The sequence below is a fragment of the Nocardia sp. NPDC046473 genome, assembly GCF_040645995.1.
Classification (GTDB): domain Bacteria; phylum Actinomycetota; class Actinomycetes; order Mycobacteriales; family Mycobacteriaceae; genus Nocardia.
This window is the reverse complement of sequence record NZ_JBEYZJ010000001.1, coordinates 288,597-315,058: the sequence shown is the minus strand read 5'-3', so window position 1 is coordinate 315,058 and position 26,462 is coordinate 288,597. Positions and strand designations below refer to the sequence as shown.

General features: G+C 68.0%; 13 protein-coding genes. 9 read left to right on the top strand and 4 right to left on the bottom strand.

All coding sequences use genetic code 11. From position 1 onward, the window contains the following. Positions 1-48: 48 nt before the first annotated feature. The 3 genes from ABZ942_RS01510 to ctaD form a co-directional block, all read right to left on the bottom strand. Positions 49-1,530: an amidase gene (locus tag ABZ942_RS01510; RefSeq protein ID WP_357377922.1), complete on the bottom strand. Its 1,482-nt coding sequence runs from the start codon at positions 1,528-1,530 to the stop codon at positions 49-51. A gap of 126 nt (positions 1,531-1,656) precedes the next feature. Then, positions 1,657-2,877, bottom strand: a complete 1,221-nt coding sequence (gene serB / locus ABZ942_RS01505) for a phosphoserine phosphatase SerB (RefSeq protein ID WP_357377920.1) — start codon at positions 2,875-2,877, stop codon at positions 1,657-1,659. Positions 2,878-3,103: 226 nt separating this feature from the next. After that, positions 3,104-4,846, bottom strand: coding sequence for a cytochrome c oxidase subunit I (ctaD, locus tag ABZ942_RS01500; RefSeq protein WP_357377918.1), 1,743 nt, complete (start codon positions 4,844-4,846; stop codon positions 3,104-3,106). 263 nt (positions 4,847-5,109) lie between these two features. Here ctaD and ABZ942_RS01495 point away from each other — a divergent pair, with 263 nt between their 5' ends. The 7 genes from ABZ942_RS01495 to ABZ942_RS01465 all read left to right on the top strand — a co-directional run bounded on the left by ABZ942_RS01495 (position 5,110) and on the right by ABZ942_RS01465 (position 24,047). After that, the gene (locus ABZ942_RS01495; protein WP_357377917.1) at positions 5,110-5,916 is read left to right on the top strand and encodes a VOC family protein; all 807 of its coding nucleotides are present in this window, start codon (positions 5,110-5,112) and stop codon (positions 5,914-5,916) included. 157 nt (positions 5,917-6,073) lie between these two features. Then, the gene (locus ABZ942_RS01490) at positions 6,074-7,168 is read left to right on the top strand and encodes an ABC transporter substrate-binding protein (protein ID WP_357377915.1); all 1,095 of its coding nucleotides are present in this window, start codon (positions 6,074-6,076) and stop codon (positions 7,166-7,168) included. A gap of 152 nt (positions 7,169-7,320) precedes the next feature. Then, complete coding sequence (locus ABZ942_RS01485) at positions 7,321-7,776, top strand: AMP-binding protein (RefSeq protein ID WP_357377913.1); 456 nt, start codon at positions 7,321-7,323, stop codon at positions 7,774-7,776. Between the two features lie 194 nt (positions 7,777-7,970). Then, positions 7,971-21,416 (top strand): amino acid adenylation domain-containing protein, encoded by a 13,446-nt coding sequence (locus ABZ942_RS01480; protein ID WP_357377911.1) that lies wholly within the window; start codon positions 7,971-7,973, stop codon positions 21,414-21,416. After that, positions 21,413-22,414 (top strand): ATP-binding cassette domain-containing protein, encoded by a 1,002-nt coding sequence (locus tag ABZ942_RS01475; protein ID WP_357377909.1) that lies wholly within the window; start codon positions 21,413-21,415, stop codon positions 22,412-22,414. Before ABZ942_RS01480 ends, ABZ942_RS01475 begins: the two co-directional genes overlap by 4 nt. Next, complete coding sequence (locus ABZ942_RS01470) at positions 22,411-23,229, top strand: antibiotic transporter (protein WP_357377907.1); 819 nt, start codon at positions 22,411-22,413, stop codon at positions 23,227-23,229. The genes ABZ942_RS01475 and ABZ942_RS01470 overlap by 4 nt, the downstream gene beginning before the upstream one ends. Beyond that, positions 23,229-24,047, top strand: a complete 819-nt coding sequence (locus ABZ942_RS01465) for an ABC transporter permease (protein ID WP_357379319.1) — start codon at positions 23,229-23,231, stop codon at positions 24,045-24,047. Before ABZ942_RS01470 ends, ABZ942_RS01465 begins: the two co-directional genes overlap by 1 nt. A gap of 233 nt (positions 24,048-24,280) precedes the next feature. On the opposite strand, the gene ABZ942_RS01460 is transcribed toward ABZ942_RS01465, so the two are convergent. Further along, complete coding sequence (locus ABZ942_RS01460; protein WP_357377905.1) at positions 24,281-24,679, bottom strand: hypothetical protein; 399 nt, start codon at positions 24,677-24,679, stop codon at positions 24,281-24,283. 308 nt (positions 24,680-24,987) lie between these two features. Here ABZ942_RS01460 and nrdF point away from each other — a divergent pair, with 308 nt between their 5' ends. Both nrdF and ABZ942_RS01450 read left to right on the top strand, forming a co-directional pair. Next, the gene (nrdF, locus tag ABZ942_RS01455) at positions 24,988-25,950 is read left to right on the top strand and encodes a class 1b ribonucleoside-diphosphate reductase subunit beta (protein WP_357377903.1); all 963 of its coding nucleotides are present in this window, start codon (positions 24,988-24,990) and stop codon (positions 25,948-25,950) included. A gap of 135 nt (positions 25,951-26,085) precedes the next feature. Further along, positions 26,086-26,454, top strand: a complete 369-nt coding sequence (locus tag ABZ942_RS01450; protein ID WP_357377901.1) for a MerR family transcriptional regulator — start codon at positions 26,086-26,088, stop codon at positions 26,452-26,454. Positions 26,455-26,462: the final 8 nt, after the last annotated feature.

The following is a 26,462-nucleotide window of genomic DNA, read 5'->3' as shown; positions in this document are numbered from 1 at the left end:
TACCGACGGCGCCCGACGAATCCGTCCATTGGTCTCAGGTGCGCCGGGTCAGTCGAGCAACCCCCGGTAGGTCTGATGCCATGGCCGAATCCGCTCGAAAGCCGCGGCCAGACTCAGCACGGTGTCGTCACGGAAGCGCCGCCCGACGATCTGCATCCCGACCGGCAGCCCCTGCGCCGTCATGCCGCCGGGCACCGAGATCGCCGGGTGGCCGCTGTAGTTGAACGGATGGGTCAGACACCAGCCGAGCACCGGATCGACGGTCTCCCCCGCGACCGAGTCCGGCCCGACCGTCCAGCCGTCGTCCGCATTGGGCACCCCGGCCACCGCGAGCGTCGGGCTGATGATCGCGTCGTAGCCGTCGAGGACCGCGAGGATCGCATCGAAGATCGCGGTGCGCAGGAACTGATCCCGGCGCGTCTGCGCCATGGTCATCGCGGCGCCGCGGTCGGCGGCGGCGCGCAGCTGCGGCGGCAGGTTGTCCCACGACACCGCGCGCAGGTCGAGCCCGAGATCGCCGAACATCTCGAGCAACGACACCATGGCCGAGCCGGTGAGCCGCAGCCACAGATCGGTGACCTCCTGATGCGGTGCGGGCAGCGCGAATTCGGGTGTCTCGACCTCGACGCCCGCGATCTCGAACGCGCGCACCGCCGCGTCGACGACCGTGCGCACCTCCGTCTCGACCGGGAAGCCGCCGAGCGTCGGCAGATACGCCACCCGCAGGCCGGCCACCGGCGCGAAGATCGCGTCGCTGTACCGCTGGGTGGCCAATGGCACACTGCCCGGATCGTTTTCGTCGAAGCCCGCCATCGCGTCCAGCATCAGCGCGCAGTCCTCGACCGAACGGGCCAGCGGGCCGTTGCCCATGAACGGATCCATGGTGAAGAAGGCGTCCGGCCGCACCACCCCGGCGAGCAGCCCGTAGCTCGGTTTGAGGCCGACCACGCCGCACATGGCGGCCGGAATGCGTACGGAGCCACCACCATCGGAGCCTTGCGACAACGCGCACAGGCCCGCCGCGACGGCCGCCGCGCTGCCGCCCGACGAACCACCCGCGTTGTGGTCCAGGGCGAACGGAGTGCTGGTCGGACCGAACAACCGGTTGTCGGTGGTCGCCTTGTGCCCGAACTCGGGAGTGTTCGTCTTGCCGAGCACGATGGCGCCGAGCTGTTCGAGCCTGCGTACGTGCGGAGCGGTCTCCTCCGGCACATACGCGGCAAACTCCTTGACGCCGAACGTATTCGGCACGCCCGCCTTGAAGTCGAAGAGATCCTTGATCGCGATCGGCACCCCGTGCAGCGGTCCGCGCACCCGCCCGGCGGCCACCTCGGCCTCGGCCGTCTTCGCCACGGCCCGCGCCTCGTCGGCGAGCACGCTCACGTAGGCGTTGACCTGGGTGTTCTTGTCCTCGATCCGGCTCAGGTACGCGTCGACCACCTCGACCGGCGACACCGCGCGACTGCGGATCCGCCGCGCGAGCTCCGCCGCGGGCGCCAGGACGAGTTCTGCCACTTCGTTGTTCGTCATGCAGCGACGCTAGCGACGAAAACCACTGCACTACTGTCGAATTAGATTAACAACAGCGAAAACTACGGTGCGACAACGACAACCGCATCTTGTTTTTGTCTCGAACGACCCACGCCACCTGGCTGTTCACTGATCGAGCGGTACCCGCCGCACGCCGCCGTCGCGGGCGTCGGCCGCCTCCACCTCGTGCCGGGTGACGCCGAGGACGTACAGCACCGCATCCAGGTAGGGATGCGACAGTGCCGCGTCGGCGATCTCGCGGAGCGCGGGCTTGGCGTTGAACGCGACGCCGAGCCCGGCCGCGTTGAGCATGTCGATGTCGTTGGCGCCGTCGCCGACCGCGACCGTCTGCTCCATCGGCACCCCGGCCTCGGCCGCGAACTTGCGCAGTGCGGTGGCCTTGGCCGCGCGGTCGACGATCTCGCCGACGACCCGCCCGGTCAGCTTGCCGCCCTTGATCTCCAAGGTGTTGGCCTGCACGAAGTCCAGCTCCAGCTCGTGCGCCAGCGGCTCGATCACCTGACGGAACCCGCCCGACACCACACCGCAGCGGAAGCCGAGCCGACGCAGGGTGCGGATGGTGGTGCGCGCGCCGGGGGTCAGCTCGATCCGGTCGGCCACCGCCTCGATCACCGACTCGTCCAGGCCTTCCAGGGTCGCGACCCGCTGCCGCAGCGACTCGCCGAAGTCGATCTCGCCGCGCATGGCGGCTTCGGTCACCTTGCGGACCTGCTCCTCCACGCCCGCGTGCGCGGCGAGCATCTCGATCACCTCGCCCTGGATGAGGGTGGAGTCGACGTCGAACACGATGAGGCGCTTGGCCCGGCGGGCCAGTCCGGCCCGTTCCACCGCGACGTCGACCTGCTCGGTCACCGCGACCTCGGCCAGCGCCGTACGCAACCGGGAGTCGGTGTCGGCCCCGGTATCGGTCGCGGTGACCAGCAGCTCCATCCCGGTCACCGGATAGTCCGCGATGCCGCGGATGGTGTCGATATTGGCGCCGAGGGCGGCCAGCTGTCGCGACACCGAGCTGAACGCGTGTGCGGTGACGGGAGAGCCCAGGATGACCACCGCGTGGGTGGACATCGGCTCCCGGCCGATCGCCGCGTCGACCTCCACGTCGACGTGCACGCCAACGGTGTTCATCGCTTCTTCGAGCTCGTCCTGCAGCGACTCGGGGTCACCCGGGCAAGTGACCAGCACGCCGAGGGTCAGTCGCCCGCGGATGACGACCTGCTCGACGTCGAGCAGGCTCACATGGTGCCGGGACATCGCCGCGAGCAGCACGGACGTCACACCGGGACGGTCGGGTCCGGTGACGGTGACGAGAACGGTGGTGTCGGCCACGATGGTGTAGCTCCAAGTCCTGTGTTCGATGGAGACGCTCTGCGCTCAGTGTAAAAAGCTGAGCACAGCAGCGACCTACACCTGGGCACCAGCGCCACCTAACGGAAGCACCCTGCGGTTAGCAATGACACATGCGAGGGGCCGTATTGCGTAAACATTTGCAGAGCAAACGCGCATGCACCTGCTGTGACCAGCAGGTGCACACTCGTCGTTGTATCTGAAATTCCTACTTGGTCGCCACTGCGCTTTCGTGGACCTCGGTCGAGTGCTTACCCGAACCCCAGCCCACGTGCGCTTCGGCGCGCATCCGCTCGACCATGTGCGGGTAGTGCAGCTCGAACGCGGGACGCTCGGACCGGATCCGCGGCAGCTCGTAGAAGTTGTGCCGTGGCGGCGGGCAGCTGGTGGCCCATTCGAGCGAGTTGCCGTAGCCCCACGGGTCGTCCACGGTGACGACCTCGCCGTACCGGAAGCTCTTGAAGACGTTCCAGATGAACGGCAGCATCGAGGCACCGAGGATGAACGCGCCGATGGTGGAGATGGTGTTCAGCGTGGTGAAGCCGTCGCTGGGCAGGTAGTCGGCGTACCGGCGCGGCATGCCCTCGGCGCCCAGCCAGTGCTGCACCAGGAACGTGGTGTGGAAGCCGACGAACGTGGTCCAGAAGTGCCACTTGCCCAGGCGCTCGTCCATCATCCGGCCGGTGATCTTCGGGAACCAGAAGTAGATGCCGGCGAAGGTGGCGAACACGATGGTGCCGAAGAGCACGTAATGGAAGTGCGCGACAACGAAGTACGAGTCGGTGACGTGGAAGTCCAGCGGCGGGCTGGCCAGGATGACACCCGAGAGACCACCGAAGAGGAAGGTCACCAGGAAGCCGATCGACCAGAGCATCGGCGTCTCGAACGTCAACTGCCCGCGCCACATGGTGCCGATCCAGTTGAAGAACTTCACGCCCGTCGGCACCGCGATGAGGAACGTCATGAACGAGAAGTACGGCAGCAGCACGGCGCCGGTGGCGTACATGTGGTGCGCCCACACCGCGATCGACAGCGCGGCGATGCCGAGCGTCGCGTAGACCAGCGTGGTGTAACCGAAGATCGGCTTGCGCGAGAACACCGGGAAGATTTCGGACACGATGCCGAAGAACGGCAGCGCGATGATGTACACCTCGGGATGCCCGAAGAACCAGAACAAGTGCTGGTAGAGCAGCACACCACCGGTCGCCGGGTCGTAGATGTGGCCGCCGAGGTGGCGGTCGTAGGCCAGGCCGAACAGCGCGGCGGTCAGCAGCGGGAAGGCAAGCAGGACAAGCACGCTGGTGACGGCGATGTTCCAGGTGAAGATCGGCAGCCGGAACATGGTCATGCCGGGGGCACGCAGGCAGACGACGGTGGTCAGCATGTTGACGCCACCGAGGATGGTGCCCAGGCCGGACACGGCGAGGCCGAGGATCCAGAGGTCGGCGCCGACGCCCGGCGAGTGCAGGATGTCGGTCAGCGGGGTGTAGGCGGTCCAGCCGAAGTCGGCCGCGCCACCCGGGGTGATGAAGCCCGCGGTCGCCATCGTGCCGCCGAACAGGTACAGCCAGTAGCTGAACGCGTTGAGGCGCGGGAAGGCGACGTCAGGAGCGCCGATCTGCAACGGAAGCACGATGTTCGCGAAGCCGAACACGATCGCGGTCGCGTAGAACAGCAGCATGATCGTGCCGTGCATGGTGAACAGTTGGTTGAACTGCTCGGGCGAGAGGAACTGCAGGCCGGGGCGCGCGAGCTCGGCGCGCATCATCAGCGCCATCAGACCGCCGACGAGGAAGAAGCTCATCGCGGTCACCAAGTACATGACCCCGAGCACCTTGGGGTCGGTGGTGGTGACCATCTTGTAGAGATACGAACCCTTCGGCCCGGTCCGTGCCGGATACGGCCGAGTCGCTTCCAACTGCTGGACTGGCTGGGGCTCTACCGCAGTCACTGATCCTCCTGAAGGTGCCTTTAGGTTCGCTCCGCAGGCTCCGCTGCTTGCATCCATCCCCATGTCGGAACAGACGACAGTTCGCTTGCGCTTCTGGAATCGTAAACCGTGCTGCCGCAGCAATCCGCACGGGTCCTACTCTGTGTCGTATTTCGTTGGTCGGACACTGTTGGTCGGGGTGGACCGACGGCAGCGATGACTTTCGCCCGCGGCAGGGGTCTACATCACTGACCAGTGTTCCACCCCTGCCCAGGAGACCAGCGATGAGCGACCAGAACCAGCCCAAGCCCGGCGATCCCTGTTGGATCGATCTCTACACCTCCGACGTCGACCGCAGCATCGCGTTCTATGGCGAGCTGTTCGGGTGGACCGCCGAGCGCGCCGCCGCGGAGTTCGGCGGGTATGTCACCTTCCGGCAGAACGGTCTCGCGGTCGCGGGCGCGATGGGGCACACCGAGGGTGACGCCGACGCACCCGAGCAGTGGACCATCTACCTCGCCAGCACCGATATCCAGGCGACCGCCGACAAGGCTGTCGCGCAGGGTGGCGCCGTGGTGGTGCCGCCGATGCAGGTCGGCGATCTCGGCAGCATGGCCGTACTCGGCGACGCGGGCGGGGTAGGCGTCGGCGTCTGGCAGGCGGGCACCTTCCGCGGCATCGAGACCGCCGCCCTGGTCACCGGCGGAAAATGGGGCAACAACGAGGGCGTGCCGTCCTGGTTCGAGCTGCACACCCGCGCCTACGACACCGCGCTCGATTTCTATCGCGACGTGTTCGGCTGGCAGGACCCGTTCACCATCTCGGACGCAGACGAGTTCCGCTACACCACGATTCACTCGGACAGCCCGATGCTGGGTGGTGTCATCGATGCGTCGGCGTTCCTGCCCGAGGGCGTGCCGGGCGCCTGGACCGTCTACTTCGGCGCGAACGATGTGGACAAGACGGTCGCCAAGGTCGTCGAGCTGGGCGGTGCGGTCGTCCGGCCGGCGGAGGACAGCGAATTCGGCAGGCTGGCGACGGTCACCGATGTCACCGGCGCGGAGTTCCGCATCGGCGGGGACAAGGCCTGAGGACGCCGGTCCGCGCGGGATTCCCTGTCCGACAGTGGGATTCCGCGCGGCCGAGGCGGGGGTACGACCTGCCGACACATGCGCGCCACCGAATACGGCACGCGGTGGCGCTGACCTGTCCCCCTCCGGCCGCGCCCACGCATGTACCCTCACCCGCATGCCGCTGAGCGCCTTCGTTCGCACCCGAAACCGCACAGCTTCACCCCGATCCGGCACCGCCCGCGTGGCCCGCCGGATCGTCGCCGTCGCGGCGTTGTCCGCGACCGTCGTCGCGGCGGGCTGCAGCAGCAAGCCCGACGACGCGAGCAGCATCGTCCGCACCACCACGAACATCGCCGGTGCGGGCGTCGTCGGGCTCGAACGCGACACCAGCAAGGCCTGCGCGCTGCCGAGCGCACCCGATCCGGCCGGCGGCAGCACGCGCAGTGTCACGCACGCCGCCGGTGTCTCGGAGGTGCCCGCCGATCCGCAGCGCATCGTGGTGCTCACCACCTCGGCGCTGGATGCGGTATGCGCGGTCGGCCTGTGGGAACGCGTCGTCGGCGCGGTCACCCTCGACGGCCCGGACCCGCAGCCCGCCTACCTCGGCACCGGCGTGCTGAAGATTCCGGGCGTCGGCACGGCCGCGCAGCCGAATCCGGCGCTCATCGCCGACCTGCACCCCGATCTCATCCTCGGCGACATCCCCACCGCCACTGCGAGTTTCGACGCGCTGCGGCAGATCGCGCCCACCGTGCTGGTCGGCGCGAACAACAGCTGGCAGGCCGAATTCACCGCGCTCGCAGCGGGATTGGGCCGCCGCGCCGCCGCCGACACCGCGCTGGACAATTACCGCACCGAGGCGACCGACATCGGTAACGCGATCTCGGCCACCCAGACCCAGGCCTCGCTGCTCCGATTCACCGCCGATACCAACGAGGTTCAGGGCAACAACAGCTTCGCGGGCCAGGTCGTCGGCGACGTGGGCGTGCAGCGCCCCACCGCCCAGCGCGGCCCCTCCTTCGACGTCGACCCCGACCAGTTCGCCACCAAGGTGGAAGGCGACCTGATCTACGTGATCCTCGCCGGTGAACAGGGCAAGAAGCACGGCGAGACGGTGATGCGCACCGACGCCTTCAAGGACCTCGGCGCCGCGACCGACAAACGCGTCTTCGCCGTCGAGGACACCGTCTGGCACGGCAACGGCCTCGTGGCCGCCCGCGCGTTGCTCACCGATCTGAACGGCACCCTCAACGGATTCGTCACGGACTGATCTAATTCCGCAGTACCCCCCAAGGGTGAGGATTCCCCACCCTGGGAGGGAGCAGCACCAGCGCTTGGGTTGCTGTCGAAGTTCGCCCTCGTAGCCGAGATTTAGAGGTACGCAAGACAACCTCTGCACCGCGACTTCGAGGGACAACCACAATGCACACGCTGACCGATACGCTCGCCGACAACATCCGCCACCTGCCGCTCACGCGGCCCGTCGCCGAGGTCGATCCGAACGCGGTCGTGGTGTCCACCGACGACTGCGCCCTCACCTACGCCGAGCTCGACCGCTGGTCGAACCGACTGGCCCGGCTGCTGCTCAGGATCGGCGCGGGCGCCAACACCCGGGTCGCCATCGCCATCGACGACGAGATCGAGTCCGTGGTCGCCGAGCGGGCCATCGTCAAGATCGGCGCCACACCGGTACCCGTCGCCGCGGACCGGACGTTCATGCTCGGCACCACCGTCGGCGTGACCACCAAGGCGCAGCGCGGCGAGCTCACCGACGCGATCTCTTGGCTGGTGCTCGACGACCGCTCCACGCTGCAGCGCTACCTCGCGGGCTCGGACGCGCCGCTCACCGAGGCCGACCAGCTGCCCACGGCGGCCTGACGCACTGGGCGCACCTGGTTCGGGCGCGCCCAGCGGCATGTTTGCCGGACTTGTCGGCAATCGGCATCGGTGCACACGTCATCGGTTCAGAATGAATCTTGTCGCGAGCTGTGCGGCAGGGTACTACCACTACCGCACTGGCCGGCGGCGGTCACTCCGCGGCAGCTGCGGGCGGTAAGAACGTAGGACTATTCATGCAACAGCCTCTCCCCTCGCCCCTCGAGACCGGCGGAGCTCTGCCCGAAGGAGCCTTCCCGCTGTCGGCCGCTCAGCGCGGCATCTGGTTCGCCCAGCACATCGCGGGCGACACCCCTATTTCGATCGCCCAGTACGTCGAGTTGAGCGGACCGATCGACCTCGACGCGCTCGCCGACGCGGCACGACAGGCCGGGCGCGAGTTCGGCACCGGCTATCTGCGGCTGCTCGACGTCGACGGCCATCCGTACCAGTTCGTGGACACCAGCCTGGACGACAGCCTGCTCATCATGGATCTGCGCGGCGAACGCGACCCGGAGGCGGCCGCGCACACGTGGATGCGCGCGGAATACGAGGCGCCGCTGGAGTTGACCAGGGACCGGCTGGTGCGCGTCGCGATGCTGCGGCTCGCCGATGACCGCTGGTACTGGTACTCGCGGATCCATCACATCGTGCTGGACGGGATGGGCGCGCTGACCGTGGTGCAGCGCACCGGTGAGCTCTACAACGCGGCGGTCGAAGGCAAACAGCCGCCCGCCGCGAAGGCCGAGGATCTGCGCAAGATCGTCGAAGCCGATCTGGCGTACCGCAATTCGGATCGTTTCGGCGCCGATCGGGAGCACTGGCTCGAACATCTCGACGGGATGGCCGATCCGGTGAGTCTGGCCGGGCGCACCGCCGAGGTCGACGCGCACCCGAGTCGGGTCGCGGGTGCGTTGCCGCAGGAGACCACGGCGCTGCTCGACACCGTCGCGAAGGCCGCCGGGTCCGGGGTCGCGCCGACCGTTGTCGCGGCGTTCGGAGCGTATCTGGCCGCGATGACCGGAGCGCCGGAAGTTGTGCTGAGCCTTCCTGTTTCGGCGCGCACCACGGCGATACTGCGCCGATCCGGCGGGATGATCGCCAATGTCGTTCCGCTGCGGCTGACGCTGACGCCGACCACGACGGTCGGCGACGTGATCCGGGCGGCGCAGGGCGAGCTGACCGGGGCGCTGCGGCGGCAGCGCTACCGCCAGGAGGACATCTTCCGCGATCTCGGCTGGCCGATGGACGAGGCCGCCTCATTCGGGCCCTCGGTGAACCTGATGATGGTGGACACCAGGATTCAGCTCGGCGCGGTCACCGGGCGGCTGCATGTGCTGACCTCCGGGTTGATCGATGATCTGTTCGTCAACGTATATCCGGGCGTCGGCGGCGAGAGCACCCATATCGACTTCCAGGGCAATGGAAACCTGTACAGCGACGCCGAATTGGCGGCGCAGCATCGCCGGTTCCTGTTGTTCCTGCACGCTTTCCTCGCCGCGGGAACCGAGGCCGCGCTCTCGACAGTGCCGGTGGTGTCCGATGACGAGCAGGCCGAGCTGGTGCCTGCTCGTGGGCCCGTCGGTGTCACACCCCGCACGCTGCCCGAAATCCTCGCGGCCGGTGCGGCTCTCGACCCCGACGCGGTGGCGATTCGGGCCGGGGCAGCCTCGTTCACCTATCGGCAAGTAGACGAGCACACCAATCGACTGGCCAGGGTGCTCATCGCCGCGGGCGCCGGACCTGAACGCACCGTGGCTATTTCGATTCCCCGGTCGGTGGAGTCGGTGCTGGCGATGATCGCGGTGGCCAAGACCGGCGCGGCGTTCGTGCCGATCGATCCGACCTATCCGGCCGACCGGATCGAGCACATGGTCGGCGACAGCGGCGTGGTCGCGGGTGTGACCGTCGCGGCTACGCGGAAGTCGTTGCCGGACAAGGTGAACTGGCTGATTCTCGACGACGAGGCGACCGCGCGGCGGGTGCGCGAGCAGGATGCCGGGCCTATCGAGCGGCCCACCGCGATGTACCTCGAGCAGGTCGCGTACATCATCTACACCTCGGGATCGACCGGATTGCCCAAGGGCGTGCTGGTTTCGCATCGCGGACTGGCGAACCTGGCGACCGGCTCGGCCGCCGGTTTCGGGGTGACCGCCGATTCCGTGGTGGCACATGCGGTATCGCCGAGCTTCGACATTTCGGTCGAGGAGATCCTGGTGACCCTAGCCGCCGGTGCCACACTCGCCGTGGTGCCGCCCGCCGCGTACGCGGGCGAGGAGATGGCGCAGGTGCTGCGCGCCCACCGCGTCACCCACCTCAATGTCACGCCGACCGTGGTGGGATCGCTCGATCCGGCGACGCTGCCCGATCTGCGCACCGTGATCGTCGGCGGCGACGCCTGCCCACCCGATTTGGTGGCCAAGTGGGCCGGGCGCACGTTGCTGAACGGGTACGGCCCCACCGAAACCACCGTGACCGTGACGTTGAGCCAGGCGATGGCGCCCGCCGCGCCGGTCACTATCGGCAGCCTTGTGCGCGGCGTCTGCGCCGTGGTGCTCGACCCGTGGCTGCGGCCGGTGCCGCCCGGCACCATCGGTGAGTTGTATCTCGCGGGCGCCGGGCTCGCGCGCGGATACCACCGGCGCAATGGGCTCACCGCGGGCCGATTCGTCGCCAATCCCTACGAGGCCGGCGCGCGGATGTATCGCACCGGTGACCTGGTGCGCTGGAGCACCCGCGGCGGCCGGCTAGAGCTGGAGTATCAGGGCCGCAGCGACTTCCAGGTGAAGGTCCGTGGCTTCCGTATCGAGCTCGGTGAGATCGACGCCGCGCTGCAACGGCAGCCGGATATCGACTTCGCGATCACCCTCGGCGCCGAGACCGGCGCCGGCGCCACCGCGCTGGTGTCGTATGTGCTGCCGAAGCCCGGTGCCGAGGTGCATCCCGAGGCGCTGAAAGCCGCTGCCGGGGAGACACTTCCGGCGTACATGGTGCCCGCCGTGGTGATGGTGCTCGACCGTATCCCGCTCACGCCGCTCGGCAAGGTGGACCGGAAGGCGTTGCCCGCGCCGGATTTCGGGGCGCGCACGATCGTCAGCCGCGCGCCGTCCACCCCGCGCGAGGAGGCGCTGGCGGCGTTGTTCGCCGAGGTGCTCGGGCTGGCGACGGTCGGGGTCGACGAGAGCTTCTTCGCGCTCGGCGGTGACAGCATCGTGTCCATTCAGCTGGTGTCGCGGGCCAAGGCGGCGGGCATCGGGCTCAGCGCGCGGGATGTGTTCGAGCGCAAGACCGTTGCCGCGCTGGCCGCGGTTGCCACCGAGGTGCGGGCGCAGGTGGTGCACGAACTGCCCGGTGGTGGCGTCGGCGCGGTCGAGCTCACGCCGATCGTGCATGCCATGTTGGATCAGGGTGACAGTTGGCCGCGGTTCAGCCAGGCGGTGCTCGTCGGGCTGCCCGTCGGCTTTCAACGGGGGCAGGTCGTCGCGGCGGTGCAGGCGTTGCTCGACCACCATGATCTGCTGCGTTCCGCGCTACGGCGCGGCGACGACGGCTGGGAATGGACCGTTGCCGAACGTGGCACGATCGACGCCGAATCGCTGGTGGAGGCCGTCGCGGCCGGTGCGGACAGCGCGGCGACGCGCGAACGCGAATTGCAGCGCGCCGCGGACCTGCTCGACCCGGCGGCCGGTGTCGTCGCGCGGTTCGTGCTCCTCGAGGAGGCCGAGCCCGTGCTGTGGCTCGTGCTGCATCACCTGGTGACCGACGGTGTTTCCTGGCGTATTCTGCTGCCGGATCTGGCCACCGCCGCGATGGGTGGAGCGCTCGCTCCCGTGGGGACCTCGTTCCGACGCTGGGCACACGGCCAGGCCGAGCAGGCCAGTGTGCGTGCCGCCGAACTGCCGCTCTGGCAGGGCATCCTGGCGACACCCGACCCGGCGCTCGGGGCCGACCTCCCCGATCCGGCCGTCGACGTCGTCGCGACGATGGCCCACCACCAGACCGTCATCGATCCGGCGATCGCGCAGACCGTGCTCAGCACCGCGCCCGACCGATTCCATTGCGGCGCAGATGATGTGCTGCTTGCCGCGCTCGCGATGGCAGTCGGCCGGTGGCGCGGACGGACCGCGACGCTGTTCACCCTGGAGGGCCACGGACGCGCGGAGGAGATACTGCCCGGCGCGGATGTCGCGCGCACGGTGGGTTGGTTCACCAGCGTGTACCCGGTGGCGGTCGATCTGGCGGGTATCGATCTCACTGACGCGTTCGCCGGTGGTTCGGCGGCGGGGACCGCGATCAAGGCAACGAAGGAACAGCTGCGGACGGTGCCGGACAAGGGCATCGGCTTCGGCATGCTGCGCTACCTCACTGCCGAATCCGCTGCGGCACTGGCCGATAGCCCCATCCCGCAGATCAGCTTCAATTATCTGGGCCGAGCGAACACCGGCTCGGAAACGGGACCTTGGCTGCCCCAACGCTTTGCGGCCACCCAGGACGATCGTGCTCCGCTGGCCGCCGTCGTCGACATCAACGCGGTGCTCACCGACGCAGGCATGGAAGTGACCTGGGCCTACGCCTCTCGACTGCTCGACGCGAACGACGTCGCCCAGCTCGCCGAACTCTGGACCGAGGCGCTGCGGGCACTCGCCGCGCACGCGGAGTCCGCGGGCTCGGGCGGGCGCACACCGTCCGACTTCGACCTGGTGTCGGTGACGCAGCGGCAGATCGACACGTGGGAACGCGATTACCCCGACCTCGCCGACGTCTGGCCGCTCTCGCCGCTGCAGTACGGCCTGCTCTTCCACGCGCTGTACGACTCCGACACCGCCGACGGATACACCGTGCAGTCGCTGCTCACCCTGGCCGGCACCGTCGACGCCGCCCGATTGCGTACCGCCGCACAGGCTTTGGTGGCTCGGCATGAGAACCTGCGGGTCGCCTACGTGGAAACCGACGACGGTCCCCGCCAGCTCGTGCTGGCCGACGCCGAAATCCAGTGGCAAGACGTCGATCTCACCGACATCACCGAGGGCGACGCACGGCAGCGGGAACTGGAGCGGGTGATCGCGGTGGACGCCCGCACCCGGTTCGAACTCACCCGGCCGCCGCTGGTGCGGTTCACCCTGATCAAGACCGCCGCCGACGCCTACCAGTTCGTCCTCACCAATCACCATTTGGTGCTGGACGGTTGGTCGACGCCGCTGCTGGTGCGCGAGCTGCTCGCGCTCTACGTCACCGCGGGCGACGCGTCCGCGCTGCCGCCCGCGCACTCCTACCGCGAGTTCCTGTCGTGGTTGGCCGACCGGGACGACGCCGAATCCGTTGCTGCCTGGGCGGAATCGCTGGCCGGGATCGACACCCCGACCCGCGCGGTACCCACCCTGGCCGGCATCGAGTCGACCGAGACCGGGATGGTGTCCACCGACCTGTCCGCCGACACCGTCGCCCGGCTGGAATCGACCGCTCGCGAATCCGGCGCCACGGTCAACACACTCGTGCAGGCGAGCTGGGCGATGCTGCTCGCCATGCTCACCGGCCGCACCGATGTGGTATTCGGCGGCACGGTCTCCGGCCGGCCACCGGAGCTGGCCGGTGTCGAGGAGATGGTCGGCCTGTTCATCAACACGCTGCCGGTGCGGGTGCGGCTCGACCCGGCCGAGAAGGTGGTCGATCTGCTCGCCCGCCTGCAGGCCGAGCAGGCTCGGCTGATGGATCACCAGCACGTCGGGCTGGCCGCCATCCACCAGGCCGTCGGGCTCGCCGAATTGCTCGACACCCTCACCGTTTTCGAGTCGTATCCGATCGACCGCGAAGCCCTCTCACAGGCCCTGGACATCGCGGGCATGCGGGTGCTCGACGTCGAAGGCACCGACGCGACGCCATACCCGTTGAACCTCATGGTCATTCCGCTGCGCGGCGCCGACGGCCACGACACACTGCGGGTCAGCCTGAAATTCATGGCCGATCAGCTCGATCCCGCTGCGGCACAGCCACTGCTGGATCGTTTCGTCGGGCTGCTCACCCAGCTCGCCGACAATCCGCGCGCCCTCGTCTCGCACCTGCAGTACTGCGGCGACGCCGAACGCGCCGCGCTGCTGCCGGTTCGGGGCGCCGCGTCGCTGCCGGCGCGCACGCTACCGGAAATCCTGGCCGCCGGCGCCGCCATCGACAGCGACGCCATCGCGGTCAGCGCGGGCGAACTCACCATGTCCTACGGCGAACTCGACGCCTGGTCGAACCGCTTCGCGCGGCTGCTGCTGCGCCGCGGTGTCGGGCGGGAGGTGTTCGTCGTGCTCGCCCTCACCCGCTCTCTGGAATCGGTGGTCGCGGTGTGGGCACTCGCCAAATCGGGCGCGGCGTTCGCGCCGCTGGACCCCAACTATCCGGTCGAGCGGATCGAGCACATGCTCACCGACTCGAAGGCGCCCATCGGTGTGACCGTCACCGCGACCGGCGAGACGCTGCCCGGCAGCATCGACTGGCTGCTGCTCGACGACCTGAACACCATCCGCCGCGTGATGACCGTCTCCGCCGACCCCATCACCGACGAGGAGCGCGGCGGTCCGATCGATATCGACCAGACGGCGTATCTGATCTACACCTCGGGTTCCACCGGTAAGCCGAAGGCCGTGCTGCTCAGTCATCGCGGCATCGCGAATCTGGTTTCTACCCAACGTGATTCGCTCGATCTCGATCCGACGGCAAGCGCGCTGCAGGTGGCGTCGCCGAGCTTCGACGCCTCGGTATTCGAATTGTTGACCGCCCACGGGGCAGGCGGCAGGCTGGTGGTCTCGCCGCCGGATGTCTACGGCGGCGCGGAACTCGAACGACTGTTGCGCACCGAGCGGGTGACCCACGCGGTGATCACGCCGTCCGCGCTGGCCACCATGGAGCCGACCGATCTCGAGCACCTGCGGGTGCTGTCGGTGGCCGGTGAGGCGGCGACGCCGGAGCTGATCGAACGCTGGTCGACCGGCCGGCGGATGGTGAACCTCTACGGCCCGACGGAGTTCAGCATCTGGGCCACCGGACCGGCGGAACTTGTTGCGGGCGAACCGATCACGATCGGCGGGCCGATCCGTGGCGCGGCGAACATGGTGCTCGACACCTGGTTGCGGCCGGTGCCCGTCGGTGTCGCGGGTGAGTTGTATCTGGCGGGCCCCGCACTCGCGCGCGGCTACTTCAACCGTTTCGAGATGACGGCGAGCCGGTTCGTCGCCGACCCGTTCGGCGCGCCGGGTGAGCGGATGTACCGGACCGGCGACATGGTGCGCTGGGTCGACGGTCGCGACGACTATGAGCTGGAGTACCTGGGGCGCAGCGACTTCCAGGTCAAGATTCGTGGTCTGCGCATCGAACTCGGCGAGATCGACGCGGTGCTGTCGCGCGACGAGGAGGTCGAGTACGCGGTGACCATCGGCCGGTCCGGGCCCGCCGGTGCGACCGTGCTGGTGTCGTATGTGCTGCCCGCCGAGGGCGTCGAGCTGGATACCGAGCGGCTGCGCGTGCGGATCGCCGGAGAGCTGCCCGGGTACATGGTGCCCGGCTATCTCGTTGTGCTGGACTCGATTCCGTTGACGCCGGTCGGCAAGCTGGACCGCAAAGCCCTTCCGGTGCCGGACTTCTCGGACACCAACCGGCCCTACCTCGCGCCGCGCACGCCGGTCGAGCAGGCCGTTGCCGAGGTGTTCGGCGAAGTACTCGGTAACGAGCGGGTGAGCGTCGACCAGTCGTTCTTCGAACTGGGCGGCAACTCGCTCAGCGCGACCAAGGTTGTCGCGCGGGTCAATTCGGCCCTCGGCTCGACCATCGCGCTGCGCGACCTGTTCGACGCACCCACCGTCGCGCAGCTGTCGGCGCGGGTGGTCCCGGCGAACGGCGAGCGGCCCGGCCGCCTCGCGCTCGCGCCGCGGATCCGGCCGGATCGCGTGCCGCTGTCGCCCGCGCAGCAGCGCATGTGGGTGCTCAACCGGCTCGATCCCGCCTCGCCCGCGTACAACATCGCGGTCGCCCTGCGGTTGACCGGCGAACTCGACGTCGACGCGATGCGTCAGGCCTTGACCGACGTCATCGATCGGCACGAAAGCCTGCGCACGATCTACCCTGCCGACTCCGAAGGCCCGCGTCAGGTGATCATGGGCGCCGAGTCGGCGGCGCCCGCACTGGTGGTGATCGAGACCGAAGATGGTGCGCCCCTGCGGGATCGGATCAATGCCCTGGCGGGCAAGGGATTCGACATCGCCAAGGAACCGCCGCTGCGCGTCGGACTGTTCCGCATCGCCGGGCGTTCCGCGGCAATGGACCGTGCTGCCAACGGGCCGGTGTCCGTCGCGTCCACCGCTGCCGGGCGTGCGCCGGTTCCATCCGCGCGCATCGCCGGGTCCGGGCCGGTCTCGTCAGGGCCGTTCGTCGGCGCTCCAGCCGTATCCGCCAGCCCATCGGCCGGTGTGGCTGCCGTGTCATCCGGCCATTCCATGGAGTCGAATCCCGACGATCCGGTGGGCGGTACTCCGGTAGCCGCCGAAACCGATGCGGTGCACGTTGTCGTGCTGGTGGTGCATCACATCAGCGCGGACGGTGCGTCGATGGCACCGCTGGCAGCCGACTTGGTCGCCGCGTACTCGGAGCGCTCGTCGGGTGCGAAGACCACCCGGGTGCCGCTTGCCGTGCAGTACGCCGATTTCGCGCTGTGGCATCGCGAGGTGCTCGGCAGCGAGTCCGATCCGGAATCGTTGGCGGCGCGCCAGGTTCGGTTCTGGACCGACACCCTGGCCGGGGCCCCGGATGTGCTGGAGCTGCCCGCGGACCGGCCGAGACCCGCCGTGCAGACGATGCGCAGCGCCGACGTCGAGTTCGCCGTCGATGCCGAACAGCACAGCGCCTTGGTCGAATTCGCCGGAAGGCACAACGTCAGCGTGTTCATGGTCGTGCACGCGACGCTCGCCGTCCTGCTGGCCCGGCTCGGCGGCACCGACGACGTGGTGGTCGGGACACCGGTGGCCGGGCGCGGCGAGGAAGTCCTGGACGAGCTCGTCGGCATGTTCGTCAACACACTCGCCTTGCGCACCGCCGTCGATCCCGGTGCCGGGTTCCTCGACTTCCTGACCGCGGTCCGCTCGGCCGATCTCGACGCGTTCGCGAACGCCGACGTGGCCTTCGAACGACTTGTCCAGGCGTTGAATCCAGCACGGTCGACCGCGCATCATCCACTGTTCCAAGTGTCGCTGTCGCTGCAGAACTTCATCGAGCCGGTGCTCGAGCTGCCCGGCCTGCGCTTCGAGGTGGAGGACTTCGACCGGCGCGCTTCGCAATTCGATCTGACCCTGGACCTGCGTGAGCGCTTCGACGCGACGGGTCCGGCCGGGCTGGCCGGTGTGCTGACCTACGCGACCGACCTGTTCGACGAGGCGACGGTGACATCGTTCGCCACGCGCTGGCGGCGCGTGCTCGCGACCGTCATGGCCGAGCCGGACGTTCGTGTCGCCGATATCGACATCCTCGACGACAGCGAGCGCACGACGCTGGTGCCGGTGCGTGGCCTCGAAAGCATCGGAGCGACAACACTTCCCGAGCTGCTCGCCGCGACCGTGGCCCGATACCCGAATCGTCCCGCCGTAGTCGCCGCCGGTGACACGACCACCTACCGGGAACTCGACGCGCACGCCAATCGGCTGGCTCGGCTCCTGCTGGCGGCGGGAGCGGGCCCGGAAACCGTGGTCGCCCTCGGCCTGCCGCGCTCGCCCGACCTGCTCACCGGGATGTGGGCGGCGGCGAAGATCGGCGCGGCCTTCCTGCCGGTCGATCCGAAGCACCCGATCGAGCGGATCGATCACATGCTCACCGATTCCGGTGCGCGCGTGGGCCTCACGATGGTCGCCTACCGATCGATGCTGCCGGACAGCACGCAGTGGCTGGTGCTCGACGATCTGGCTCTGGTGGAACGCTGGTCTGCCGCCAGCCCGCGCCCACTGCGGGACAGCGAGTTGCCACGACCGGTCCGGCTGGACAACCCCGCCTGGCTGATCTACACCTCCGGGTCGACGGGTACGCCGAAGGGCGTCTCCGTCTCACATCGCGGTGTCGCGGACTTCGTTGCGGCGCAACGTGACCTGCTCGACCTGGATTCGAGCTCCCGGGTCTTGCATGTTGCCTCACCGAGTTTCGACGCCTCGATTCTGGAGGCGCTGATGGCATTCGGGCGGGGCGGTGCCTCGGTCGTCACGCCCGCGGAGGTCTTCGGTGGTAGCGCGCTCGCCGAGCTGATCGACTCGGAGCAGGTCACGCACGTGATGATCACCCCGTCCGCGCTCGCCACCATCGATCCCGCCGAGGTTTCCGGAGTGCGGGTGCTCGCGGTGGGTGGCGAGGCGGTGGGGGCCGAGCTCATCGAGCGGTGGATCGGCTCCGACACGGCGGATCAGCGCGGTCGCGGCGATCGACGGCGCGGCGCGCGGAACCGGCGGATGGTGAATCTGTACGGGCCGACCGAGTTCACCGTTGTGGCAACGGGTTCCGAACTGGTTCCTGGTGCGACGGTCTCGCTCGGCCCGCCCATCCGCGGTGCGTCCGCTATGGTGCTCGACGATCGGCTGCATCCGGTTCCGATCGGTGTCGCAGGCGAGCTCTATCTCGCGGGGCCCGCGTTGGCGCGTGGTTACCACGCGCGGCATGGACTCACGGCAGGCCGTTTCGTCGCGAATCCCTATGGGGCGCCGGGCGAACGGATGTATCGCACGGGCGACCTGGTGCGCTGGACGCACGATTCGCCAGAGCGCGCGTTGACGCTGGAGTACCTGGGCCGCACCGATTTCCAGGTCAAGGTGCGCGGGCAGCGGATCGAGCTGGGTGAGATCGATGCCGTGCTCGGTCGGATCGACGGCATCGATTTCGCTCTCACACTCGGTGTCAAGGGCCCCGCAGGCTCGACCGCATTGGCGGCCTACCTGGTGCGTAAACCGAACGTACAGCTCGACATCGCCCGCGTACGCGCCATCGCGGCAGATACCCTGCCCGGCTATATGGTCCCGTCCGCCTTCGTCGTCCTGGACGAGATCCCGCTCACCGCGGTCGGCAAGCTCGACCGGAAAGCCTTGCCTGCGCCGCAATTCAGTGCCGAGGAGACCGAATACCTGGCGCCACGGACGCCGACGGAGGAAGCGCTGGCGCAGATCGTCGCCGAGCTGCTCGGTCGCGACAAGGTGGGTGTCGACGATTCGTTCTTCGAGCTCGGCGGCGACAGCATTCTCGCGATCCAGCTGGTGTCGCGGGCGAAACAGCGCGGCATCGTCTGCACGCCCTTGCAGGTGTTCGAGCACCGCACGGTAGCGGCGCTGGCCGCGGCGGTGGGCGCCGGCGATGCCATGGTGACCCTGGCCGAGCTGCCCGACGGCGGCATCGGCGAGGTGCCGCTCACGCCGATGATGCGGTACCTGATCGAGCGAGGCGGGCAGCTCCGTTCGGCTCGGACGGCGGTGCTCGAGCTGCCGGTCGGCATCGAGCGGGCACAGCTGGTCGCCACGCTCGCGGCGGCCGTCGACCGGCACGACATCCTGCGTGCGCGGCTGGCGAACGAGGTGGACGGCTGGCATCTGGCGGTGCGTGCGCCCGGCTCGGTCGATGTCGACGCCTTGGTGCACCGCGTCGAGTTCGACGGGGCCGCCGATCCGATCGATCTGCGCGAATACGTTGCCGCGGAACTGAATTCCGGGTCATACCGACTGGATCCGGCGAACGGCATTGTGCTGCGGTTCCTCTGGCTCGATCCGGTCGGCGATGCCGGGGCACGGACCAGGGCCGGTCGGCTCATCGTGCTGGTGCACCGCCTGCTGATCGATGACGCCTCGTGGGGCGTTCTGCTGCCGGACCTGATGGCCGCCTGGGCACAGGTGTCGGTCGGCAATGCCCCGGTGCTCGCCGAGACCGGCACGTCGATGCGGCGGTGGGCGCATGCCCTCGTGGACGAAGCGCGCTCGGCCGAGCGGGTTTTCGAGCTCGGGCATTGGCAAGGCGTGCTGGCGGGCGCGGACCCGCTGCTCGGCGCCCGCGCGCTGGACTCGACTGTTGATCAGGCGCACACGCTGCGCACCGTGCGATGCGAGGTGTCGGCAGAAGTCACCACCGCGGTGGTGACCACTTTGCCCACCCAATTCGCGGGCACCGCAGGCGATATCCTGCTCACCGCGCTCACGCTGTCGCTGATGCGCTGGCGGGCACGACGATCCGGGGAGACCGAGACGGACATCATGATCCGGCTCGAGGGTGACGGCAGGGTGCTCCGCGGTGCGGCGCCAGCTCGCACGATCGGCTTGTTCACTACCAGCTACCCGGTGCGGTTCGAGCTGGACAGCGTCGACGTCGACGATGCGTTCGCGGGCGGGCCGGCGCTGGGTGCGGCGATCCGCGCGGTGAAGCATCAACTGAAGTCGGTGCCGGACAACGGCATCGGGTTCGGGCTGCTGCGCTATCTCAATCCCGACACGGCACCGCAACTGGGCGGGGCCAACTCGGGGCAGATCAGCTTCAGCTATCACGGCCGTAGCACCGTCGGCGATGTCCCGGCCGGGCTGGACGGCCTCGGCTGGACACCGACCGACGAGTTCGGTGATCTGGCCACCGGCGAAGATCCCCGGGCCCCGGCACCGTCGGTGCTCGAGGTGAACGCGGCTGTGGTCGGTGATCGACTGCGAACGGACTTCACCTTCCCGAAGACGCTGCTGGACCGTGGTGAGGTCGCCGAGCTGGCCGGTCTGTGGGTCGATGCGCTCCGTGCTGCGGCCACGTTCACCGGAACTCCGGCCGCGGCGGCCGCCGCGGCCGAGGAGGCAGCGGCGGTCGCGGCCGGTCAACCGGCGCTGGCAGCCACCCTCGGGCTGGACGTGGTGTTGCCGATCCGGACAGAAGGCACCGAGCCCGCGCTGTTCTGTATCCATCCGTCCTCCGGAATCTCTTGGAGCTACCTGGGATTCGCGCAGGCGCTGCGTCCGGGCCGCCCGATCTACGCCTTGCAGGCGCCTGATCTCAGCGGCAACGAACCGTCCCTGCGCTCGATCGAAGAGTTCGCCGCCCGGTACGTGCGCGAGATCCGCGCCATCCAGCCGTCCGGCCCGTATCACCTGCTCGGCTGGTCGTTCGGCGGGCTGATCGCGCATGCGATCGCGGCCCTGCTGCAGGAAACCGGTGACCGGGTCGGGCTGCTCGCGCTGCTGGATTCCGATACCGCCGACGTCGACGGCGACGCCGTCGAGCAGCTCACGGCGGGAGCCTTCGTCAACAGTTTCGGCGCGATCTTCGGGATCCACGACGTGCCCGCCGAGGCCACCGCGGGCGAGGCCGCTGACCTCATCCGCGACCGGCTCGGCGGACTGACGATCGTCGACGCGGACATGATCGAGCGGCTGGCCGAGTCGTACAACGCGGCGGCGCGTGCCCGAGCGGGCTATCAGCGGCCGGTATTCGACGGTGACGTGCTGTATTTCAGCGCGACCGTGGACAGCTCCGACGTCGTCGGCCCGCACGGCTGGCGGCCGTACGCGACCGGGGACGTCCTCAACTACGACATCGACGTCACCCATAACGAGCTGACCGCGCCGCACGTACTGCCGGTCATCGCGCGCGTACTCGACGAACATTGGAAGGGACAGGCATGAATTCCGATCAGGGCGTAGTCGTCGAGGGAGTCGAGAAATCGTTCGGCGCCGTCAAGGCGTTGCGCGGAGTCGATTTCGCGGCGGCGCCGGGTGAGATCCTCGGCATCCTCGGCCCGAACGGCGCGGGCAAGACCACCATGGTGAACATCCTCTCGACGCTCATCGCGCCGGACCGGGGCCGGGCGCTGGTCGCCGGGCACGATGTCGTCGCCGATCCGGCGGCGGTGCGCCGATCCATCATGCTGACCGGACAGTATGCCGCGCTCGACGACATGCTCAGCGGCTACGAGAATCTCGTGATGTTCGGCAGGTTGATGGGACTGCGCAAGCGGGCCGCCCGTGCTCGCGCGGACGAGCTGATCACCGAGTTCGATCTGGTCAGCGCGGCAGGCCGCCGGGTCGGCACCTATTCGGGAGGTATGCGGCGGCGTATCGACATTGCCTGCGGTCTTGTCGTCCGGCCGGATGTGGTGTTCCTCGACGAACCGACGACCGGGCTGGATCCGCGCAGCAGGCAAGGGGTTTGGGATCTGGTGCGCAGTTTCAAGAAGGCGGGCATCACCACGTTGCTCACCACTCAATATCTGGAAGAGGCCGACGCACTGAGTGACCGGATCATCGTGATCGATCACGGCGTGGTGATCGCGCAGGGCACCGCGGACGAACTGAAGTCGCGGACCGGTGGCAGTTACTGCGAAGTGGTGCCGCTGGATCTGAAGGATCTGTCCGTCATCGCCGATGCGCTCGGAACGCTGTTGCCGGAGGACAATCGAGCCGCGATGACACCCGACTCGGACCGCATCACCATCCCCGCTCCGGACGGCGCGAAGACACTCGCGGAGGCGTTGCGCCGCTTGGACGGGGCGGAGGTGGAGCTGGTCGACATCGCGCTGCGCAGGCCTTCGCTCGATGATGTGTTCCTCCAGTTGACCGGGCACCTTGCTTCCACCGACGGCCATATCGACGCGAAAGCTGTTGATGTGGAGGCGGTCTCGTGACCGCGGGTACCTGGCTGGCCGATGTCAGAGCGACGCCGGATCGAGCGCGGCAGTGGTGGGTGCTCACGACTCGGCTGATCGTGCCCTCGGTCAAGACCGGTGAGGTACTGACCTCGATCTTGGCCCCCGCGACCTTCACCGCCGGGTTCTACATTCCGTTGAAGACGGTGATGACGTTCGCGGGCACCGGATTCAGCAGCTATGCCCAGTTCATGATGCCCCTCGTGGTGCTGCAGGCCGCCGCGTTCACCGCCATCTCGGCGGCCTTCCGGTCGGCCACCGACTCGGTGGCCGGTCTCAATCGGCGATTCGGGTCGATGCCGGTCGGGCGGCTCGTGCCCGCCGCGGCACGGATGTCCGGCAATGTCTTCCGGCTGGCGCTATCGCTGTGTGCTGCCATTGCCTGTGGTTACGTCATCGGGTTCCGGTTCTATCTGGATACCGCGCACACCATCGGCTTCCTGCTGTTGTCGATGCTCATCGGCACCGCACTGACGCTCGGCGCCGATGTGATCGGCACGGTGTCACGCAGCCCAGAAGCGGTTACCCAGGCACTTGTGCTGCCGCCCTTGATCTTCGGCATGCTGTCGGCGGGCCTGGCTCCGGCACACCAGTTTCCGGCGTGGGTGCAGCCGTTCGTGCGCAATCAGCCGGTGTCGCAGTTCGTGCTCGCCCTGCGCGCATTGGCCGGCGACACGTTGGGCAACGCGGGCCAGGTGACGTGGTCGCTGATGGGGCCGTCACTGGCCTGGACGGCCGCGATTCTCATCCTGTGCATTCCGCTGACCATCCGGCTGAGCTCGGGGAGGGCATGATGGCACTACTCGCCGATCGCACCGAAGATGTCCGCAGCCAATCCGAGGTATCGTCCGCATCTCTGGTGCGGCACACCATGATTCAGACGCAACGCCTGCTGCTGCGCTGGGTGCGTAACCCGATCACCCTGCTGGAAGCCCTGATCATCCCCTGCCTGCTGCTGATCATGCTGGAAACGGTTGTCGGCGGCCAGATTCGGAAGTTCACCGGCGACAGCGCCCTCTACGGTTCCGTCCCGATGGTCACCATCACCGGTGCCGTCTCCGGCGCCGTCGCCTGCGGTGTCCTGCTCGGCCGCGAACGTGAAGCAGGCCTACTCGCCCGCTTCTGGGTGCTGCCTGTACACCGCGCCTCCGGCCTCGCCTCCCGCATCATCGCCGAAGGCTGCCGCATCTTCGTAGGCACCCTGGCCATCATCCTCGTCGGCTACCTACTCGGCTTCCGCTTCCACCAGGGCTTCCTCCCCACCCTCGTATTCCTCACCATCCCAGTACTTTTCGGCCTGGCCTTCGCCACCGTGGTCACCTCGGTAGCCGTCTTCACCGCCAAAGCCGCCCTGGTGGAAGGCATCACCATCCTTACTTCCCTGATGATGTTCTTCAGCACCGGTTTCGTCCCCCTGGCCGCCTACCCCCACTGGATCCAACCGGTAGTCCGTAACCAACCCATGTCCGTCGCCGTAGACGCCATGAAAGCCCTTGCCTTGGAGGGCCCGCTCGCCCGCCCCTTAACCCTCACCCTCACCTGGTGCCTCGGCGCGATCATCCTCTTCGCCATCCCCGCGACTATCGGCTACCGACGCGCAAGCAGGAGATAACGGGCCACTCCGCCTGGCCAGGCGATCGTTAGTCGTGACGCTCACCGGACAGGGGTGGGCGATCAGCTACTCAGTAGTCGCTTTTTGCAGTGGGTGGGACAGATTTCGCTGATTCGCCAGCGCGCCGCGACGCTTCGCGCTGGGCCCGGGTGGTTCGGCCTGCTCCCCAACCGGTGAGTGGCAGCTCGACCCCGGTGGCCCAAACGCCCACCGGGGCCGAGGGATTCGGCGGGTTACTGGACGGAGAATTGGCGGGCCAGGGCCCAGATCACCAGGATGTCGATGGCGATGATGACGAGGGCCCAGAAGGGGTAGATGGGGGCGAAGAGGAAGTTGTCGAGGATGCTGATCGAAGCCATCACGATGCCGGCCAGGTAGCCCCAGGTCTTTCCGGTGACGATGCCGAAGCCGGCGATCAGGACCAGGGCGGCGATGGCCAGGTGGATCCAGCCCCAGGCCGAGACGTCGACCAGGAAGACCTGATCCTTCGCGACGACGAAGATGTCGCGACCCGCGATGGCGGCGATGGCGCTCAGCAGGTGCAGCAGGCCGGTGATGAGGATAAGGACGCCGGCGAAGATGGTCATGTCGTTGAGCACCGGGCCGGTCCGTACGGGGCCGGGACTGGTCATAACACACACTCCTTCCGAAACGCGTGAGACATCTTTCGGCCCAACGTAGCCGGTGATCAGGCAAAACCGGCGGAGGTCGGCAAACAATCGGCGATCTCACGCGGCGCGCCAGCACCGATGTGGCTGTTCGCGCGATCGTGGCGCAGAATAGGGGGCCGCGCGCGATGGCTCCCGGCGTTTCCCGCCTCGGTGACACGCATCGCAGCGACACAAGGTGTTGTGCTGCACGGACTTGTCACCCCCAAGGAGTAGTGTCCGTGGGAGATAATCCGTCGCGGCAGCGGGCTCGGGAAAGGTGTGGAGGCAGGATGAAACTGATCGATCGGGTATCGGCCATCAACTGGAATCGGGTGCCCGACGAAAAGGATGCCGAGGTCTGGGACCGGCTGACCGGCAACTTCTGGCTGCCCGAGAAGGTTCCGGTGTCCAACGACATCCCCTCGTGGGGCACGTTGACCGCCGACGAGAAGCAGCTCACCATGCGGGTCTTCACCGGCCTCACGCTGCTGGACACCATCCAGGGCACCGTCGGCGCGGTGAGCCTGATCCCGGACGCGCTCACCCCGCACGAGGAGGCGGTGTACACCAACATCGCGTTCATGGAGTCGGTGCACGCCAAGAGTTACAGCTCGATCTTCTCCACGCTGTGCTCCACCAGGGAGATCGACGACGCGTTCCGCTGGTCGGAGGAGAACCGCAACCTGCAGCGCAAAGCCGAGATCGTGCTGGACTACTACAACGGCGACGATCCGCTCAAGCGCAAGGTGGCCTCGACGCTGCTGGAGAGCTTCCTCTTCTACTCCGGCTTCTACCTGCCGATGTACTGGTCCTCGCGGGCCAAGCTCACCAACACCGCGGACCTGATCCGGCTGATCATCCGCGACGAGGCCGTGCACGGCTACTACATCGGCTACAAGTACCAGAAGGGCCTGGAGCTGGTCAGCCAGGCCGAGCGCGACGAGCTGAAGAACTACACCTTCGAGCTGCTGTTCGAGCTGTACGACAACGAGGTCGAGTACACCCAGGACCTCTACGACGAGGTCGGCCTCACCGAGGACGTCAAGAAGTTCCTGCGCTACAACGCGAACAAGGCGCTGATGAACCTCGGCTACGAGGGCCTGTTCCCGAAGGACGAGACCGAGGTGAATCCGGCCATCCTGTCGGCGCTTTCGCCGAACGCGGACGAGAACCACGACTTCTTCTCCGGATCGGGTTCGAGCTATGTGATCGGCAAGGCCGTGAACACCGAAGACGAAGACTGGGAGTTCTGAGCGACACTCCCGGTTGCGACGGCGGCGGATTATTCCGCCGCCGTTTCGCGTCCCGGGGATGAGGTGCGGCGACGCTTGCGTTGACACCGGCGACAACGTTTAGCGTGGCCCTGACGGTCGCTCGGAGGAGGTCGGATGCTGATCGGTGAGCTGGCGCAACAGGCCGGCACGAGTACCCGCACCCTGCGGTACTACGAGCAGCACGGGCTGGTGCGGGCGCGGCGCTCCACCAACGGGTATCGAGTCTACGACGAGACGGAGCTGCCGGTCGTCCGGAAGATCCGGCGGCTGCTCGACGACGGTTTCGATCTCGACGACATCCGCCCGTTCGTCAGCTGCCTACGGGCAGGCAACAGTTCCGGCGACGGCTGCCCGGATTCGGTGGCGGTGCTGCGACGCAAGCTCGACGAGGTGGACGACGCGCTCACCCGGCTGACCGCGTTGCAGGCCGAACTGCGAGTCCGGCTCGCCGGGGCCGCGAAGCCTGCCTGCGAATTCGGGTAATCACCTGT